Consider the following 18,452-nt stretch of genomic DNA (forward strand, 5'->3'; position numbering starts at 1 on the left):
ATGAACCGCATAAAAAGAACCACATAATAATGAACCAACAAAACAAAAGGGAGGCCGACATATAATGCTGGCACTGATTATTGAGACAAGCACAACATCGGCCAAGGCCATGCTATATGACAGTCAAGATAGAATTATAGATATGTTAATAGAACCTTTTCCATTATCCATAAGTAATATGTCCACACAAGATACCCAAGAAGTTTATAAGTTCTCGATGGCGGTAGGGCGCAAGATTGCCCAGGGGAAAAAGGTGGATATCATCTCAATCTCGGCAACATGGCATAGCATTTTGCTGTGTGATCATAACATGACACCCATAACCCCCACATATTTGTGGTCATACACAGGGGCAGAGCAAGTCGTCATTAATATTCAAAAAGACAAAGAACTTACAAAAGAACTGTATGCTAGAACGGGATGTATACCCCATGCCAATTATCCCTTGTATAAACTGATGCATTTAAAAGAGCTGGGTTATAATACGCGGGAAGCCTATATCCTTGGACAAGGCAGTTACACTTTCTATAAAATGACAGGACAACGTATGGTTTCAAGAAGTATGGCCTCAGGATCAGGGATGCTTAATATACACACATTAGACTATGATGAAACCATATTAAACCTAATTGGTATCGATAGGTGTCAACTTGGACAGTTGTGTGACCATAGGGATACCCAAGCTTTAAGTTCAGAGGCGGCCAATCTACTGGGCATAAAAAGTGGTATCCCGGTTATACCAACCCAACCGGATGGGGCCCTCAATCAAGTGGGAGCAGGAGCGCTAAGTAATGGGGTCATGACCTTATCCGTCGGGACAAGTGCGGCCTTAAGAGTTACAACCTCAAGCCCTGTATTAAACGATAATGCAAACATTTGGTGTTACACGACGCCCATATCATGGTTAAGTGGTGCAGCCACATCGGGCGCCTGTAATTGCGTGGACTGGATAAAAAACGAAATGTTTCCCCCGGAAGTAACGTATAAGGATATAGAAGAACAGATGACGTTTATGAATAAGACGCCTATATTTTTACCCTTCCTTTTTGGAGAGCGAAGCCCGGGATGGAAGGATGATAAAAAAGGTGGATTCTTTGAACTCAGTAACCACACAACATCTGAAGATATGTACTTAGCGGTACTTGAAGGTGTGATTTTTAATATACTACAGTGTTACAAAATACTCGTAGACCATAATGGCAAGCCAAGTAAAGTCATACTCTCTGGTGGTATACTCAACTCAAAGTTCTGGACACAGATGTGTAGTGACATCTTACAAGTAGAATTAGAATGTTCCGATGTCGATCAAACCTCAATGCTTGGAGCAGCAGTATTGGCCCTAGAAGTAAGTGGAGAAATCAAGGACATAAAAGACTTTAAAACAGAAAAAGGCATAACCATCTATCCAAGAAAAGCATATAAAGAGATCTATGAAAAAAAATATGCAGAATATGAATACTGGTATCATATAACATCTTAGAAAAATCTAAAAAGAACACACAAAAACACCGTGGAATATCAAAAACGCATATGCTATAATAAACCTCATGTTCATGTGTATTATGGTGACTACAGTGCTTCTGTGGGAATAGATGGTGAGATACTGGCTGGAAGTTTACCTTTGAAACAATTGAAGTTAGTTAATGCTTGGATGATACTACGTGAAGAGGAACTGTATCATGCTTGGAACAACGCAGTAAGAGGTATGAGTTTTGAAAAGATAGAACCTTTACGATAAGGAGGTAAAGTGATGTATGTTATTGATAATATAGTCTATGCAGGAGAGCCGGTTGACGACTTGAGTGTAATTGAAGTAAAAATAGTTGATCGACTGTGTTTAATTGTGACCTTTAATAATAAAGAACAAAGGATTTTTGATTGTATTGAATTATTGAACTACCCTGTTTATCAAGAGTTGTTAAATCAATCAGTTTTTGAGACGGTAGCAATACAACATGGCATAATTGTATGGAAAGACGGTGACATAGATATCTCCACAGAAAAAGTATATCGAATGAGTTACCCATATAATAATCAACTAGTCATTTAAAAAAATACCCATTATAATATATTATATCCCCTCTCATTATAGCCAAGAAAAGAGAAGCATTTTGCCTCTCTTTTTTTTGGCCATTTTGGGTCGATAATTTTTCTAAAACGATTGTATTTAGGAACTTAAGTTAGTTAACATCGACCATGAAGTTCCTAAAACAGGATTGTGTTATGGAGCAAGTCAGCATGGATGCTGACCGTCGACATTTGGTGCACGGATGCACCAACGGTCGACCGTAATAACACAGTCTGTGGAAGGGTTTTCATGGAACCCCCTTATAGTATCTAATTCCCCTAATTGTATTAATTCCATACCAACCATACTTCCTCTTGCTTTATAACAAACGATTAGGTAAGATAGAAGAGTAGCCGCATAAAGCAAAACAAAAATTAGCAAGGGGAGGTAACCTATGTACCAGAATTATATATTTGATCTATACGGCACCCTCATAGACATCAAAACAGACGAATCATCCGAATCGGTATGGGAAAAAATAGCCGTATTCATGGGCTACCAAGGTACCTATATCAGTGGAAAAGAACTCAAGCAATCCTACGACAAATACGTAAAAAAATACTTATCACGGGTCAAAAACACAGACTATCCAGACATCGACATCACCGACGTATTCTATAAGATCTACAAAGACTTAGACACCAAAGCAAGTCCAAAACTCGTACAACACACCGTCAAAGCCTTTCGTGCCATCACAACAGAACATATACGTTTGTACCCCGGCGTCATGGATATGCTGCAAGAACTGAAAAAAAGTAAAAAACGCCTATTCATACTCTCTAACGCACAGAGAGCCTTTTTGCAAGCAGAAATGAAGATGCTGGGCATTAAGAACGTCTTTGATGAGATCTATGTATCCTCAGACAAAGGGATGTGTAAACCGGATCCGGCACTCCTTGAGATGGTACTGGCAGAAAACAGCCTTAAGAAAAAAGAAACCGTAATGATTGGAAAGGATTATGCCACAGACATCAAAGGTGCTATTGCAGCCGGCATTGACAGTCTCTATATCCATACCAATCTCAGCGACAAAAAAGCCAAGAGAGAAGAAGCAACCTTTGAGATTGCTGACGGCTTTCACGAAGACATCATCAAGCTACTGGTCTTACAACAATAGAGAGCTACCACAGAATCAATAAACTTAATGGAGAGATCACATGAAAACATTTGATAAAAAAGAAGTGGCAAAAGAAGGTCTAAAAGTAGGCCTAAAAGCCTTCATCCTGACCTTTGGCATCGCCTTTTTTGTATCACTCATCATCAACATATCGGTGATTGAACACCTGCAAGACTATCTCCAAGGGACACTCAGCCAGAACATTGGCTTTCGATTTGGCATGGTCATCAGGACCACCTCCATAATTATGAACATGGCCGTATTCAACACCTCCGGACAGATTCAACTGGGACTCTTGGCTTTTATCGGACTGCCCCTCTTCTCCTTTTATCTGGCAGATCGAAATGATAATAAGAAAGAAGGTATGGACGACGTTGGCATCTTCATCTATATGGTGGCATCCGGTGTCTACACCATACTCCTTATGACCATGGCCCTCATAGGCAAAGGTACTTTCCTAGGGATCAACATCAACTTTGTGTCTTTAAGAAACCCTATCCTTACCCTTGTCATTACCTTCCTAATACAAGTGGTCATCGGTATGAATTATGACGCTAACCGTTTTGCGGGGGTTCTAGCAACCAGATGGATGATAAGATTAAGCCTTGGCCTATCAGGCCTGATTGGTATTATTGCTTTTATTGCCGGTGCAACGAAAGTTACAACGAACCCACTACTGATTTTCATGGGCATTCTGCTCCTTGTACCCAACCTTATGGCCTATATCCTATTCATGATGATGGGCATCGGCATTGATTTTAACAGCGGACTGGACAAATTATTAGCCTTTGGCAATGTGAATCTAACCTATACAGGCATGCCCATAGGCGTTCGTTTGCTATTACTCGTCCTATTTATTGGTATAACCTTATACGCCATATCTAGGATTGAGAAAGAAAAGTTCCTAGGCGGCCTCATTGCCTTTGCCACCTTGTTTTCCTTGACCTGTCTGGGCTTGGCTTATTCTACCAGAATTAACCTAGGTTTAATCAAAGGCCTCATGGAAGTAGATATGGGCATCAACCTCATCAAAGCCTTCCTCTATCCCTTTGTCGGTATCTTTTTGCTCGGCGGACTGTGGCAAGCCGTCCAGAGAGTGAGAAATGTCATTCGAAGTTAGGCCGAGTTAAGAAAAATATACTATAAAACAAACAAAAAAATAGACCTTCAAGGTCTATTTTTATTGCTTGTTTTCAGCGTAGAACTTTTCTTTAACGCAAAACAGTCGCATCACTTTTTAACTCAATCATTTTACAAGACTCACCAATGATAAACTCAGTGGTGATTGTTTCATGAACAAGAGGCTCTTGAGTCACAGAAACGGCTTTAAAAAGTGTCTCAGCAATTTTCCTAATATCTTGCCGTATGGTGGTAATCTTGGGATAAAAATACTGATTGTCAATACCGTCAAAGCCAACAATAGATAAGTCATCAGGAATGGAGATCTTCAGCTTGTAGGCACGCATAATCAAACCTTGAGCAATCTGGTCATTGGCACAGACGATGGCGGTTGGCCGATCGTTCAAGGACCAGAAATAGTCCAAGGCCTTAACACCGGTCTCATAGCTGAAACGGTCTGAGAAGAAAACCAAATCCTCCCGAACCTCCAGATCATGACTCTCCAGTGTATCCATATAACTTTGCTTTCTAACATTCGCCGTATGATAGGCCTTCATAGCACCGGCAAAAGCGATTTTTCTGTGATTCAGATTATACAGATAATCGACCAACTTCTTGATGCCATTGTAGTTATCAGACGTAACTGTAGAGAAGCGATGATCTGAACAACGGTCCAAGCAAGCAATGGTCTGTGTGGCATTTAGATCCTTGTAGAGATCATAATTCACACCCTCCGTCAGAATGATCTTATTACATCGTATGCTTTGACAATACCTTAAGTATTGAATTTCTTTTTCCTTGCTGTTTTCAGTATCGCAGATAATCAATGCACATACATTTTCAAAAGCAATATTATTCAACTCTTTAATCAGATTGGCAAAAAAAGGATTGCTCACATCATATATAAAAATAGCAATAGAATTAGAATCTTGAGAAAAAAGATTTTTAGCCATTTGATTGGGAACATAATTATATTCCTTGATAATGGCTTCAACTTTTTCTCTGATTTCATTGGAGGTACTATCCGGTTGGTTAATGACCCTTGAAACAGTAGCGGTTGAAACCCCTGCAATCCTTGCGATATCACGGATACCGAAGTATTTTTTGTGCTTATTATTCATTGTAACCACCCTTTATCTTGATATGTAACAAGTATACTTCTCTTTACCTAGAATCCAATGGCCATGCCATATCCCTAGGCCGATTTGATCAATATGTCTATCCATTATACAAAAAAGACATAGAAGCAGGCAGAATAACAAAAGAAGACGGACTGGAGATCATCAACGCCTTTTTCATAAAATGTAACGAACTCAACAAGCTAAGGTCTTGGCCAGATTCAGAATTCTTCTTAGGCTATCAGATGTTCATCAACTTAGCGGTAGGTGGCCAGACTGTAGAGGGTGAAGACGCTGTAAATGACGTATCTCATCTATGTGTCGAAGCTTGTGCCGACGTAAAACTATTCACACCCTCCATATCGGTAAAATGGTTTGAGAAAACCGATGACGCCTTTATGATTGAAGCGGTAGAAGCCATGATGCAACACCAAGGAGGACAACCGGCCTTTTACAATGACCTAGCTTTTATTAGAACCCTAAGAGACTTAGGTATAGATGAAGCAGACTTAGTCAACTGGGCGCCAGACGGTTGTATTGAAGCTTCCATACCCGGCAAATGGGATTTTGCAGCAAAAGGCCCATGGCTGAATGTGGAAAAAGTCCTTGAGATTACCCTAAACAACGGGGTTGATCCCAAAACCGGTGTGCTCTTCAAAAAAACAGATAGGGACATCTTAAGTTGTCAATCCGCAGACGAGATTTTTGATGAATATAAGAAGATGTTGACTTACTTCATGGACCTACAAGTGGTGACAGAACACATCAGCGATGAACTCCATATCATTACCGACATCAATGCTTTTAGAGCTTCTTTAATAGAAGATTGTATAGGAAGAGGCTTAGACCTTGTAGAAGGCGGCTCCAAGTATTCAGTGGACGGCGGACCGACAGCAGGCACCATCAGCGCTGGGGATGCTATGGCAGCCCTTGACACCATTGTCTTTGGAGACAAGCGCATCACCATGGAAGCGCTCCTACATGCCCTTGCTACCAATTATGAGGATAGGACAACAACACCAACAGGAGAAGACATTCGCTTGATGATGGTCAACAAAGCACCTAAGTTTGGTAACGATGATGACCGGGCGGACAAATGGATTGTAGCACTTGAAGACTACATCGGTTCAAGCTACCGTCACGATTACAAAAGCTCCAAATATGGCAAAGGACCCATACCTTGTTGCTATTCTTATAGCCAATCACCGGTCACCGGCAACGTGGCTTTTGGAAGAAGCATCGGCGCAACACCGGAAGGTAGAAAAGACGGCTCAGCTGTAAACAACGGCATCTCACCGGCCAACGGATCTGAGAAAGAAGGGGCAACAGCCGCTTGTAACTCCGTAGCCAAGTTGCCAAGCATCTGGTTCCAAAAAGGCGCCATCTTCAACATGCGCCTGACACCTTCAGCACTGGAAACACTGGAGAACCGTCAGAAAGTTGTGGATATGATCAAAGTCCTGTTTAGGAACTACGGACAACAGATTCAGTTTAACGTGGTCGACGGCAAGATCTATGAAGACGCCATTCTGAATCCGGAAAACTATAAAGACCTTATGGTACGCGTCTCCGGATACAGTGCCTTATTTACAACCTTAGCACCTGCAGTGCAAGAAGACGTCATCAGCAGGAATCAACTGGAGATCTAAAAGGAGCCAAAATGGAAAGTGGAATCGTATTTAATCTAGAGCGTTTTGCAACAGAAGACGGCGATGGCATCCGGACGGTGGTCTTTCTTAAGGGGTGTGGGTTGAGATGCTTATGGTGTGCCAACCCGGAATCTCAGTCCTTCAAGCCACAAGTCGTATACAACGAGAACCTATGCACCGGATGCGGTAGATGCTTGACCCTATGTCCCGTAGGCGCCATAGACTACGATGAAGACTTTGGCTATATCAGCAACCAGGAACAATGTGACATTTCGGGTAAGTGTATCAAAGAATGCCTATACAATGCAAGAACCATGTCTGGAGAAAGCATGACCAGTGGGGCACTTGTAGAACAACTTTTAAAAGATGAAAAATATTATACTGAATCTGGTGGGGGTGTCACCTTCAGCGGTGGCGAACCCTTGTACCAAGATCGCTACATAAAAGAATGTGCCCTTAAGCTCAAAGAAAAAAACATCCCCATCTTAATAGAAACCTGCGGTCATATCGGTCAAGATCATCTAGCCAATATCCTAGATATCACAGAAGTCATCTATTTTGATCTAAAAATGATGGACCCGGTTAAGCACAAGGACCTAACAGGAGAAGACAACAAACTTATACTTGAGAATCTCCGCTATCTGGACACAAACTACAAAGGCAGGTTGGTTGTACGTTATCCCTTTATACCGAAGAAAAACGATAATCTTAAGGATCTAGACCAGGCAGTGGCTTTTGTAGAAAGTCTATCCAGTGTGAAACAAATGGTGTTTCTTCCCTATCACCGATTAGGCCTACCCAAGTACCGCGGCCTTGGTCGTACCTATGCCATGGGGGATCAGGTTTCTTTGCAAAGAAAGGATATCGCTTGGCTTAGAAAACGATATCAAGAAAGTCGACTGGAGATTCGCATTTCATAACCCGATCATCAACATTTAAGACTAAAGGAGACATTATGAGTGAGATAAGAAAAATGTTAGCCCTTGACTGTGGTAACTCTTCCTACCGTTTGGTCTTAGGCACCTATCAAGAAGACCGGTTTGACATGGAAGTGATTGCACAAGAAAAAAACGCCATGATCAAAGTCAAAGACCACTATTATTGGGATTTGCTGAAGATGTATCAATGCCTTATAGATCATGTCAAAGCCTTAGTGAGAAGAGGCGAACAACTGGACGCTATAGGGATCTGTACCTGGGGTGTTGACTTTGCCCTCTTTGACCAACAAGGTTTTCAGCTAGGGCATGCCCTAAGCTACCGCAACACCATGGGTGAAAAAGAGCTGGCAAAAGTACCAAAGATAGACCAAGCAGAACTTTTCATGCAAACGGGTATACTCAGTGATCGTATTAATTCCGTCTACCTGCTTCAAGCCATGAAAGAAGCCATGCCGGCGCGGATTAGCGCCTGTAACAAACTCTTAATGGTACCCGATATCTTCAACTATATGTTAACAGGGGTCATGATGAATGAACCCAGTGAGATCAGCACAAGCCAACTCTTTAACAGTAGGACCAAAGCAATTGATGATACGGCCTGTGACTACTTCAATATACCAAAAGACTGGTTTTCTAAGATCGGTCAGCACGGTCAAGTCATAGGGGATCTATTGCCATCGGTCAAAGAAGACATAGGCATCCAAGGTCAGCTGCCGGTCATATGTGTACCCTCCCATGACACAGCCGCCGCCGTTATGGCCATACCCGCAGAAGAAGACGAATTTCTATTCATCAGCTCCGGCACTTGGGCACTCATTGGCGCAGAGCTAGACGAGCCTATTATGAACGAAGCGGTCTTATCCAAAGGCCTGACCAATGAAGTGGGTGCCTACAATAAGATTACCCTGCTAAAAAACAGCACCGGTATGTTCATCTTAGAAAAAATGAAAAAAGAATACGAAGAAGAAATCGACAGCAAGATCTCTTGGGAAACGTTTCTAAGTCTTACAGACAAAAGTAGCATAAAAACTTGGATAGATGTCAACGATCCAAGACTCTTTAACCCGACACATATGGGTCGAGCCGTAGAAAGACTTATAGAAGTAAAGATAGAAGCCAAGATAGAAGCCAAGATAGAAGCCGAGATAGAAGCAAAGATAACAGAAAAGGCACAGACAGAGAACAGTTCTATAGACTGGGGTAAGTTGCTGGGCGTCGTACAAAGGTCCATGGCCAAGAACTTTGCAGACACAGTATCGGATCTAGAAGCGGTCATTGGCAAGACGTTTGATACCATATACATTGTCGGAGGCGGATCTAGGAACCAATACATCAACCAACTGACAGCCACATATAGCCGTAAAACCGTGGTCACCTGTGGAGAAGAAAGCACCTGTCTGGGCAATCTAGGTGCCCAACTGAATCATTTCAAGCCTGAACTAACCTTAAAAGAAATACGCCAAATAATTAAAAACTCTATAGAAATCAAGCGCTATCAAGCTAAGCAATAAGAGGTACGACTAAGCCAGCTATAAGGAGTAAAAAATGAATGAGCATATTTTGGAAATGAAAGATGGTTAAAGGGTCAAAACTAAGTTTCACTAAATTCACCCACCATATGTAGATTACGTTGATACATTCATAACTACATATGGTAGGTGAAAGTTCAACTATATAGTTTTGACACCTTAACCAAAGATATTAACAAAAGTTTTTTCGGGGTAAAAGTATTAAAAGATGCCCAAATCAGTGTCAAACCAGGGGAAGTCCATGTACTTCTGGGAGAAAACGGTGCAGGCAAGTCCACGCTGATAAAAATCCTCTCTTCAGCTTATAAGAAAGATTCAGGTCAAGTCATCATAGGCGGTGAGGAAGTACACTTCAAGAACCCCAAAGAAGCCATTGATCAAGGCATCAGTGTGATCTACCAAGAGTTTAATCTCAACCCTTTTGTATCCATCTATGAGAATATGTTTCTTGGAAAAGAGTACCTTAAAAACGGTATGATTGATGAGAAAAAGTCCATAGAAGAAGCAAAGAAGCATATGGACCGCATCGGTTTGGACCTATCGCCAAGAACCCTGGTCTCCACCTTAAGTGTGGCCCAGAAACAAATGGTAGAGATTGCAAAAGCCATATCCTATGATCTTAAGGTATTGGTACTGGATGAACCCACTGCGGCCATCACAGAAACAGAAACCAAAAAGCTTTTTGAGATTGTCAGAGAACTGAAGAAACAAGGCGTAGGTATCAAGACATAACCTTCGACATAAAAAAAGGTGAGATTCTAGGTGTAGCCGGTCTTGTCGGATCTGGACGAACGGAACTGGCCAAGTGTATCGTAGGTGCTTACAAAACTCAAAAAGGATCTGTCAAAGTCCATGGTAAGACCTTAAAGGGCAACAGCATACCGGAGACCATTCATGAGAAGATTGCCTACCTCAGTGAAGACCGAAAAGATGAAGGCTTAGTCCTGATTCATAGTGTGGAAGACAACATCGCCTTACCGAATCTACAGATGTTCAAAAAAATCCTGCTGGATGACAAGGCTATAAGACAAGTCACCAAAGACTATATCTCAAAGCTGAGGATCAAAACATCCTCGCCCAAAGCCCAAGTCAAGACACTGTCTGGTGGCAATCAACAAAAAGTGGTCATCGCCAAGTGGTTATGCCTAGACGCTGACATTTACATCTTTGATGAACCGACCAGAGGCATTGATGTTGGGGCCAGAGATGAGATCTATGAGATTATGTATGAACTGATTCAGCAAGGTGCCTCTATTATGATGATCTCATCGGACCTAGTGGAAGTACTTAAGATGTGTGACCGGGTAGCGGTCATGCGAGAAGGTCGCATGGAAGGCATATTCGTTAACGACGCAGACCTAAGTCAAGAGAGAATAATGACATACGCACTAAGTGGAGGAAAAATCAATGGAAAACAGTAAAAAAACAATAGGCAACAAAAGCATCAACATTCAATCGATTACGCTCTATTTAGGCGCTACAAGCATCTTTGTCATATTTACCCTTTTGTGTCAGATTTCTGGTAAGAACTTTTTTACCATGGGTAATATACAGAACATCATCAATCAGTCGGCGATTATCGCTGTCATAGCCATAGGCCAATCCATCTTTCTAGTTTTGGCACTTGTTTTAAGTTTTGCAGGTTGTACCACAGGGGAAGACGTACCCGAATCAGGGGATACGCCAGACACAACAACAACAACAGAAACACAAGCACCGCAACCGGACACGGCAGAAGAGAAGTTGGTTATTGGCTTCGTGCCTATGACCATGAACAACGAGTACTTCATCACCATGGTTAACGGTGCACAGCAAAAAGCAGATGCACTGGGCATTCAATTAGACGTTCAAGCAGCAGACCAACACGCCAGTGCAGCAGCTCAACTCATGATTGTTGAGAACATGATTACTTCAGGCGTAGACGGAATCTGTATTGTACCAAGTTCCTCAGAAGGTTTAGCAACAGCCTTAATGAAATGTAAAGAAGCAGGTATTCCGGTCATCAACCTAGACACAAGAATCAATCAAGAAGTACTGGATGAGGCCGGTATGGAAGTACCTTTCTTTGGTACCAATAACTATGCAGGCGCATTTTCAGCAGGCGAATATGTAGTCGCCAACTTTGAAGCAGGCATTGAAACCGCTATACTTACAGGTATCGAAGGTCAGCAAAACGCAGCAGATCGACGTAACGGTTTCTTTGATGCAACCGAAGGCCATGTTAACGTGGTCGCAGAACAATCCGCTAATTGGGAAGTAGACCAAGGCTATACAGCAACACAGAACATCATCAGTGCCAACCCGAATATCAAATTAATCTTCGCTTCCAACGACGGTATGGCAATTGGTGCTCTACGTGCGGTTGAAGAAGGCGGTCTCAAAGACCAGATTCAGATCATCGGATTTGACGCCATCTCAGAAGCCCTTAACCTTGTAGAAAGCGGCGACTTATTCGGAACCGTGGCCCAGTATCCAGCAGAAATGGGTATCCTAGGTGTTGAGAACATCGTTAAGAGTGTTAGAGGTGAGACAGTAGAAGCTGCCATTGACACAGGCGCCAAACTCATTACAACAGAAAACGTAGCAGAACATAAAGCATATTCAGCACATTTTGCAGATTAAGTTCATAGACATGTAACAGGAAGGTGCAACATGGACCTTCCTGTTACATGAAGCCTGAAAAGTCGTATGAAATCAATCAAAACCATAAATCAAACAAAAGGAAATAGGTGAACGCCATGGTCCATATGCATTCTGTATTCTGTACAACCTTATCAGCCCTCAACGAGCCATTGCCGGCGGTGGATTATCTGGTAGCCTTCTCAGGGGACAAAGAAGTCAAATGCGCCAAGTACGCAACCTATGGCACCGTAGAACTGGCAGAAAACGCTCTAGAAGCTCTAGGCAATCAGAACGCTGTCCTACTTGCTAACCATGGACTAAACGCCGTAGCCGGTAACATGATGATGGCTTTTGCCATCGCAGAACAGATTGAATTTTGCGCCGAGATCTACATTCGTGCAAGAAGTGCCGGAACACCGGTTATATTAGAAGATGAAGAAATGGCAAGAATGGTAAAACGCTTCGCTAATTACGGACAGAAAGTAGAAGTCTAGCCCTTGACAAGACCATGGAATACGCGTAGAATAAGCTTTAATTCAAATACAACAAACCATGCGTCGATAAGGACCAGTACACACGTAAGCGAATCTGTTGAAGGGCGAAGTCCCCAACCAGAGAAAAAATCCTAGGCTGAGAGATTTTGATTCGAACCTGTAGAACCTACCTTGGAGCAGCCTTAGAAACAAGGCCGGAAGCTTACCGTTACACAAGCACTTGAGACTGTCTAAGGACATAAACGAGGGTGGTACCGCGACAATCATCGCCCCTTGCATTTGCAAGGGGCTTTTTTAATGCTTGAAAAATATTCTAATAAACACAACCTATAATAAGGAAGGAGCATCAATCATGGCAAAAGAAAAACAATTCGTAGAAGCCATCACCAGTATGGATCAAGATTTTTCACAGTGGTACACCGATGTGGTCAAGAAAGCAGAGCTTATCGACTACTCCAGTGTCAAAGGCTGTATGGTCATCAAGCCTTATGGCTACGCCATATGGGAACTGATACAAAAACAACTCGACAAGAGGTTCAAGGACACAGATCATGAGAACGTCTACATGCCTATGTTCATACCAGAGAGTCTATTACAAAAAGAAAAGGACCACGTAGAGGGCTTTGCACCGGAAGTAGCATGGGTTACCCATGGTGGTTCAGAGAAGTTAGCAGAGCGCCTATGCATTCGTCCTACTTCAGAGACCCTGTTCTGCGAACATTATGCCAATATCATTCAATCCTATAGAGATCTACCTAAGCTTTATAATCAGTGGTGTTCTGTTGTCAGATGGGAAAAAACCACCAGACCTTTCCTAAGATCATCTGAATTCCTATGGCAAGAAGGCCACACCGCCCATGCCACAGCCGATGAAGCCCAAGCAGAGACCCTTAAGATGTTAGAAGTCTATGCTGAGTTCTGTGCCAACGTCTTAGCCATCCCTATGGTCAAAGGTCGTAAGACAGAGAAAGAAAAATTCGCAGGCGCCAAAGCCACCTATACTATAGAAGCTTTGATGCACGATGGTAAGGCCCTACAGTCAGGCACCACCCACAACTTCGGTGACGGTTTCGCCAAAGCCTTTGATATTCAGTATACGGACACAGACAATACATTGAAATACGTTCATCAAACCTCATGGGGTATGAGTACCCGCCTCATCGGTGCAGTCATCATGGTACATGGTGACGATTCAGGCTTAGTCTTACCACCTGCCATTGCGCCTATAGAAGTTATGATTATCCCCATCATGCAGAAGAAAGAAGGGGTACTGGAAAAAGCCGAAGAACTAAGGAAGCGTCTAGCCATAAGCCATAGAGTCAAAGTGGACACCAGTGACAAGAGCCCAGGATGGAAATTCTCAGAGTACGAGATGAAGGGCGTGCCTGTCAGAGTCGAGATCGGACCCAAAGATATGGAGAAGAATCAATGTGTCTTAGTTAGAAGAGACACCAGAGAAAAGTTGATTATATCCTTAGATGAGTTGGAAGTTAACGTAGAGAATCTACTCAGTCAGATGCAACAAGACTTGTTAGACAAAGCGACGGGGCACAGAGACGCCCATACCACCACCGCCGTCACCATGGAAGACTTCGCGTCACAGTTAAAAGCAACCCCAGGCTTCGTCAAAGCCATGTGGTGTGGCGAGACAGAATGCGAAGAAGCAATTAAGGAAGCAACCGGTGCGTCATCCAGATGCATGCCCTTTGAGCAAGAGGAGTTGGCTGAGACTTGTATCTGTTGCGGTAAGGAAGCGAAGGAAATGGTGTTTTTCGCGAGGGCCTACTAAAAGCGAAAGTACTGGCCAACTCGAAAAACTCATATGTTACATCACAGTTACATTTCCCAAAAAATCTTGTATTCTGCGGAGAATGTGATAAAATAAGAGAAGGCACAGACTTTATGAATCAATATGGGTTCTTAGAATAACAAGTCTATTACAGATTTGTTACATCTAGGGATTGTGTGTTGACGTTACTTAAAGGGGAGTGCTATAATTTATCCTGTGTTGTAGACTCGATAAAGGGGGCTACACAGAAGGCGTACAATTAACAAGGAGGAGACACTAGCAATGAAATTAAAAGGAGGAAACAAAAACATGAGAAAAACAAATCGTTTTGTTGCATTACTTATGGCTTTGATTCTAGTTTTCAGCTCAGCAATGAGCACTGCAGTTTTCGCAGAAGTTAACGAAGACGTAGTAGGAACTAGCTTCGAAGCAACAGTAGGCAAACTTAAGGCAGTAGGAATTATGCAAGGTTACCCAGATGGAACTTTCAAACCAGAAGGTGAAATCACAAGAGCAGAATTTGCTAAGATCGCAGTTACAGCACTTGGTCTTGCAGATGCAGCTGAGATATCAAGAGGAACTACAAGATTCCCTGACGTATATCTTAACCATTGGGCAACTGGTTTTATCAATGTAGCAGTTAACAGAGGCTTAATCGTTGGTTATCCAGATGGTACATTCAGACCAGAAGGCAAATTAACTAACGCTGAAGCAGTGACCATTCTTGTTAGACTTGTTGGACTTGGTCCAGTAGTAGACAAGCAAGGAACTTGGCCAGCAAACTACATCGGAGCAGCTTCTAATGAAGGTATCCTTAAAGGTGTAAACGTAGCAAGCTCAACCAACGCACTTCGTGGTTTAACTGCAGAGATGTTAATGAACACACTTACAGTTCAAAAATGGGGCGCAACTGGTTATGACAATGACGGTTCCGTAAGTTATGGTAAATTATGGGATGGTGAGACTCCAGCTAGTAAATTAACATTATTAAATGATAACTTAGGCATCAATGAAATCGAAGGCAGACTAATGGCTATCGATGATGAAGAAGTTACAATTGGTAATACTGATTATGACTATGTTGGCGCAGCAGCTGACGAAGCATGGTTATTCTTAAACATGGTTGATGCATGGCAAAATGAAGATGATGAAATAATCTATGTTGTTGCTACAAGCAAACAATTCTTTGATGCTATCGAAGTTGATGCTGATGCGGAAGAATTAACACTAGTAGAAGCAGATAAAGATTATGATATCGCTTCAAATGTAGTAGTTTACATCGACGGTGAAAGAGAAGCGCGAGCTGATCTTGAAGATAATGATTATGACTACGCTAAAGTTGTACTAAATGATGATGGAGATGTAGTGGCTATTAGTGCTTATCTCTGGGATGATACATTAATTGTTGAAGAAACAAGCGGTTTTGATGTAATCGGTTTTGGTGGCGATGAATTAGACGTTGAAGACTTTGCAATTGTTAAAGCAGGGAAAACTATTTCATTAGATGATTTAGATGAAGGAGATATCCTTTACTTTAATGAAAGTGCTGAGTATGCAGTAGTATACAATCGTTCAGTAACTGGAGAAATTGGACGTATTTTCACAACTAGAATCGTCGTAAATGGCGAAGATTATGAATTCTCTGCAAATTTCAGATATTTGGATAAAGATGGTGATTTAGTTGCTTTAGATAGTGACGGAGCAGAACAATTCAAAGATGCTGATGAAGATGTAACAATCTTCTTGAATCATGCTGGTGATCCAGTATTTATTACTGGCGACTTAGGAATTGCACCAACTTCTTCACTATATGCGTATGTGACAGATGTATACACTTATGCTGCAGCTAGAACTGGTGAGTCAATGCGAGGAATAGATGTTGTAAATCAAAACGGTGCAAAAGTATCATATGATTTAAAAGCAGCTGACCTTGATGATGGAGATAATGATTTATATGCAGGTGATGCAGCAGATTTTGATGCTCAAGTTAAAGCTGACTTGATTATTAAACTTGAAATTAAAGAAGATGCTACTTTAAAATCAGTTGAAGTAGTAGATTTTGGAACAACAGTTACAGCAGGCGGTGCTACTGATCCTGTAAAAGTATCTGCTCGATTCGTTGGAGCATATAGATTATTATCAAGTGCAATTATATTTGATATTTCTGAAGGAACAGATGCTGATGATATTGAAGTACTTGTTCTTAAAGATGCTGATTTTGATGAGTTACTTGATGCTGATTACTATGTAAATGACAAAGATGAAATTGTTGCAATAATAGTAAGTGACTCAGATAGAGAATCAGATGTAACTGAGTTTACAGCAATTGCTACAAAGAATGCTTTTGAACTTGTTGGTGAAGATACATGGAGACTTGAGTTAATAGTTGATGGTAAAGCTAAAGCTAATTACTTTACTAAAGCAGACGCAAACATTGCAAATGCTTCAGCAGTAACTGCTGGTCAATATTTACTTGTTGATATCAACGATTCAACCAATGAGATTACTAAAGTTACAGTACTTCTAGGTACTAGAGTAGCAAATGGTGTTGTAGAAACAAGAACCACTGCAACTTCAGTTATCAAGCTTGAGGCAAATCCAGTTGAGTTTAAACTTGAAACTGGTAATGTTGTTGATAAAACTGATAGCTATAAGTTAAAAGCTATTAGAGATATAGCAGTTGGAGATACAGTTGATATTATTCGTGTAGAAGATGGATCAAGATTCGCTGACTATGTTGTAAGAACTGCTAAAGTAGGAGTGACACCAGTGTCATCAGCAACCTATGGTTTAACAAATGTAGCTAATACTATTACTGTAGAAATCGTAGATGAACCTGCTGGAACATATGTAGTAAGAATTGGTGAATTAGCAAAGACTGTTGTGGATACAGATCAAGTGATAGTAGGTACAGATGCTCCTTTTGATAGTATCGCACCAGGTACAATTGTTACAGCTAATCTTTACAACTTAAATGATATGACAACAGTTCTAGCAACCGTAACGTTTGTTGTTACTAACTAAAAGAAAACCAAGAAACAACCAAGGGAAACAACCAAGGGGACGGTTCTTCCGGCTCAGTGGGGTAACAAAAATTAATACAGTATAATAGAGACCCGTTAGTCATGAATTTGGCTAGCGGGTCTTTTTCGCGGTGAAAGAGATATTTCGTGCATAGTTAATGCAACTATTGCATATGCTGAATATGGATGATATCATGTAACTATAACTAAGGTAATTATATCCATTGTAATTTATAATAAGAGTGTTAATACTGTAGGTACAAGACAATATAATTATGAAGATTTATTCCGACATGTATATGTATAATAGAATATTTAATAAAAAGATTAAGATTATAGAGATTACATACATGAAATAAATCAACTAATAAAGACGTTATTTTTTAGACGTATAAAGGGTGTTCAATATGAAAATAGAAGGTCTTAAGAAAATAATCAGTAGTGGTGAAAGCATAACTGTAGAATTTAAAGAAAGCAAAAAGAAGTTGAATAAAGATGTATATGAATCAGTCTGTTCATTACTCAATCGCTATGGTGGTCACCTTTTCTTAGGCATTAAGGATAATGGTGATATTGCTGGCGTTGACAAAGACTCAGCAGAGCAGATGAAGAAGGATTTTGTAACATCACTTAAAACCAAGGGGACGGTTCGAGACCACTGCAAAAACCAAGGGGACGGTTCATCCGGCTCAGTGGGGTAACAAAAGTTAATACAGTATAATAGAGACCCGTTAGTCATGAAGTTGGCTAGCGGGTCTTTTTTGCCTTGAAAGTGATATTTCGCGCATAGTTGGATTGACCGAATTAATATGGAATGTTGTATATGAAAATGGTACAATCATATTAGATAAGGGTGTTCATATATAATATATTGGTGATAAGGGGCGAGATAAAGTTTATGCCAACGATATGTATGTTCAGAGGAATAAAAATATTTATGAATTATAGAGACCATTTGCCACCTCATTTTCATGCTGAATATGGAG

At 41.2% G+C, this 18,452-nt stretch carries 17 protein-coding genes; 16 read left to right on the forward strand and 1 reads right to left on the reverse strand.

What is annotated here, in order from left to right:
* Positions 1 to 64: 64 nt before the first annotated feature.
* The 5 genes from P0N36_RS08275 to P0N36_RS08295 all read left to right on the forward strand — a co-directional run bounded on the left by P0N36_RS08275 (position 65) and on the right by P0N36_RS08295 (position 4,305).
* Positions 65 to 1,480, forward strand: a complete 1,416-nt coding sequence (locus tag P0N36_RS08275; RefSeq protein ID WP_275842378.1) for a gluconokinase — start codon at positions 65 to 67, stop codon at positions 1,478 to 1,480.
* Between the two features lie 30 nt (positions 1,481 to 1,510).
* Positions 1,511 to 1,738, forward strand: coding sequence for a DUF4160 domain-containing protein (locus P0N36_RS08280; protein WP_275842379.1), 228 nt, complete (start codon positions 1,511 to 1,513; stop codon positions 1,736 to 1,738).
* 12 nt (positions 1,739 to 1,750) lie between these two features.
* A complete protein-coding gene (locus P0N36_RS08285; protein ID WP_275842391.1) occupies positions 1,751 to 2,050 on the forward strand; it encodes a DUF2442 domain-containing protein in 300 nt (99 codons plus the stop codon).
* 412 nt (positions 2,051 to 2,462) lie between these two features.
* Positions 2,463 to 3,185: an HAD family hydrolase gene (locus P0N36_RS08290; protein ID WP_275842380.1), complete on the forward strand. Its 723-nt coding sequence runs from the start codon at positions 2,463 to 2,465 to the stop codon at positions 3,183 to 3,185.
* A gap of 40 nt (positions 3,186 to 3,225) precedes the next feature.
* Complete coding sequence (locus P0N36_RS08295; protein ID WP_275842381.1) at positions 3,226 to 4,305, forward strand: hypothetical protein; 1,080 nt, start codon at positions 3,226 to 3,228, stop codon at positions 4,303 to 4,305.
* A 91-nt stretch (positions 4,306 to 4,396) separates the two neighbouring features.
* On the opposite strand, the gene P0N36_RS08300 is transcribed toward P0N36_RS08295, so the two are convergent.
* On the reverse strand, positions 4,397 to 5,425 hold the full coding sequence (locus tag P0N36_RS08300) for a LacI family DNA-binding transcriptional regulator (RefSeq protein WP_275842382.1): 1,029 nt from the start codon (positions 5,423 to 5,425) through the stop codon (positions 4,397 to 4,399).
* Positions 5,426 to 5,442: 17 nt separating this feature from the next.
* On the opposite strand from P0N36_RS08300, the gene P0N36_RS08305 reads away from it, so the two are divergent.
* The 11 genes from P0N36_RS08305 to P0N36_RS15740 all read left to right on the forward strand — a co-directional run.
* Positions 5,443 to 7,071: a pyruvate formate lyase family protein gene (locus P0N36_RS08305; protein WP_275842383.1), complete on the forward strand. Its 1,629-nt coding sequence runs from the start codon at positions 5,443 to 5,445 to the stop codon at positions 7,069 to 7,071.
* 11 nt (positions 7,072 to 7,082) lie between these two features.
* Positions 7,083 to 7,991, forward strand: coding sequence for a glycyl-radical enzyme activating protein (locus P0N36_RS08310; protein WP_275842384.1), 909 nt, complete (start codon positions 7,083 to 7,085; stop codon positions 7,989 to 7,991).
* A 35-nt stretch (positions 7,992 to 8,026) separates the two neighbouring features.
* A complete protein-coding gene (locus P0N36_RS08315) occupies positions 8,027 to 9,520 on the forward strand; it encodes a rhamnulokinase (RefSeq protein WP_275842385.1) in 1,494 nt (497 codons plus the stop codon).
* 147 nt (positions 9,521 to 9,667) lie between these two features.
* Positions 9,668 to 10,270 carry an ATP-binding cassette domain-containing protein gene (locus tag P0N36_RS15635; RefSeq protein WP_330683989.1) on the forward strand — a complete coding sequence of 201 codons (603 nt, stop codon included), beginning with the start codon at positions 9,668 to 9,670 and terminating at the stop codon, positions 10,268 to 10,270.
* Between the two features lie 23 nt (positions 10,271 to 10,293).
* Complete coding sequence (locus P0N36_RS15640) at positions 10,294 to 10,959, forward strand: ATP-binding cassette domain-containing protein (protein ID WP_330683990.1); 666 nt, start codon at positions 10,294 to 10,296, stop codon at positions 10,957 to 10,959.
* Positions 10,946 to 12,160 carry a substrate-binding domain-containing protein gene (locus P0N36_RS08325; protein WP_275842386.1) on the forward strand — a complete coding sequence of 405 codons (1,215 nt, stop codon included), beginning with the start codon at positions 10,946 to 10,948 and terminating at the stop codon, positions 12,158 to 12,160. The genes P0N36_RS15640 and P0N36_RS08325 overlap by 14 nt, the downstream gene beginning before the upstream one ends.
* 116 nt (positions 12,161 to 12,276) lie before the next feature.
* Complete coding sequence (locus P0N36_RS08330; RefSeq protein WP_275842387.1) at positions 12,277 to 12,654, forward strand: class II aldolase/adducin family protein; 378 nt, start codon at positions 12,277 to 12,279, stop codon at positions 12,652 to 12,654.
* A gap of 352 nt (positions 12,655 to 13,006) precedes the next feature.
* A complete protein-coding gene (gene proS / locus P0N36_RS08335; protein ID WP_275842388.1) occupies positions 13,007 to 14,443 on the forward strand; it encodes a proline--tRNA ligase in 1,437 nt (478 codons plus the stop codon).
* Between the two features lie 282 nt (positions 14,444 to 14,725).
* On the forward strand, positions 14,726 to 17,467 hold the full coding sequence (locus P0N36_RS08340; protein WP_275842389.1) for an S-layer homology domain-containing protein: 2,742 nt from the start codon (positions 14,726 to 14,728) through the stop codon (positions 17,465 to 17,467).
* 406 nt (positions 17,468 to 17,873) lie between these two features.
* The gene (locus tag P0N36_RS08345) at positions 17,874 to 18,167 is read left to right on the forward strand and encodes an AlbA family DNA-binding domain-containing protein (protein WP_275842390.1); all 294 of its coding nucleotides are present in this window, start codon (positions 17,874 to 17,876) and stop codon (positions 18,165 to 18,167) included.
* A gap of 212 nt (positions 18,168 to 18,379) precedes the next feature.
* On the forward strand, positions 18,380 to 18,452 hold a 73-nt coding region (locus P0N36_RS15740), incomplete at its 3' end, for a DUF4160 domain-containing protein (RefSeq protein WP_275842392.1).

The organism is Petrocella sp. FN5 (assembly GCF_029210395.1).
Lineage (GTDB): Bacteria > Bacillota > Clostridia > Lachnospirales > Vallitaleaceae > Petrocella.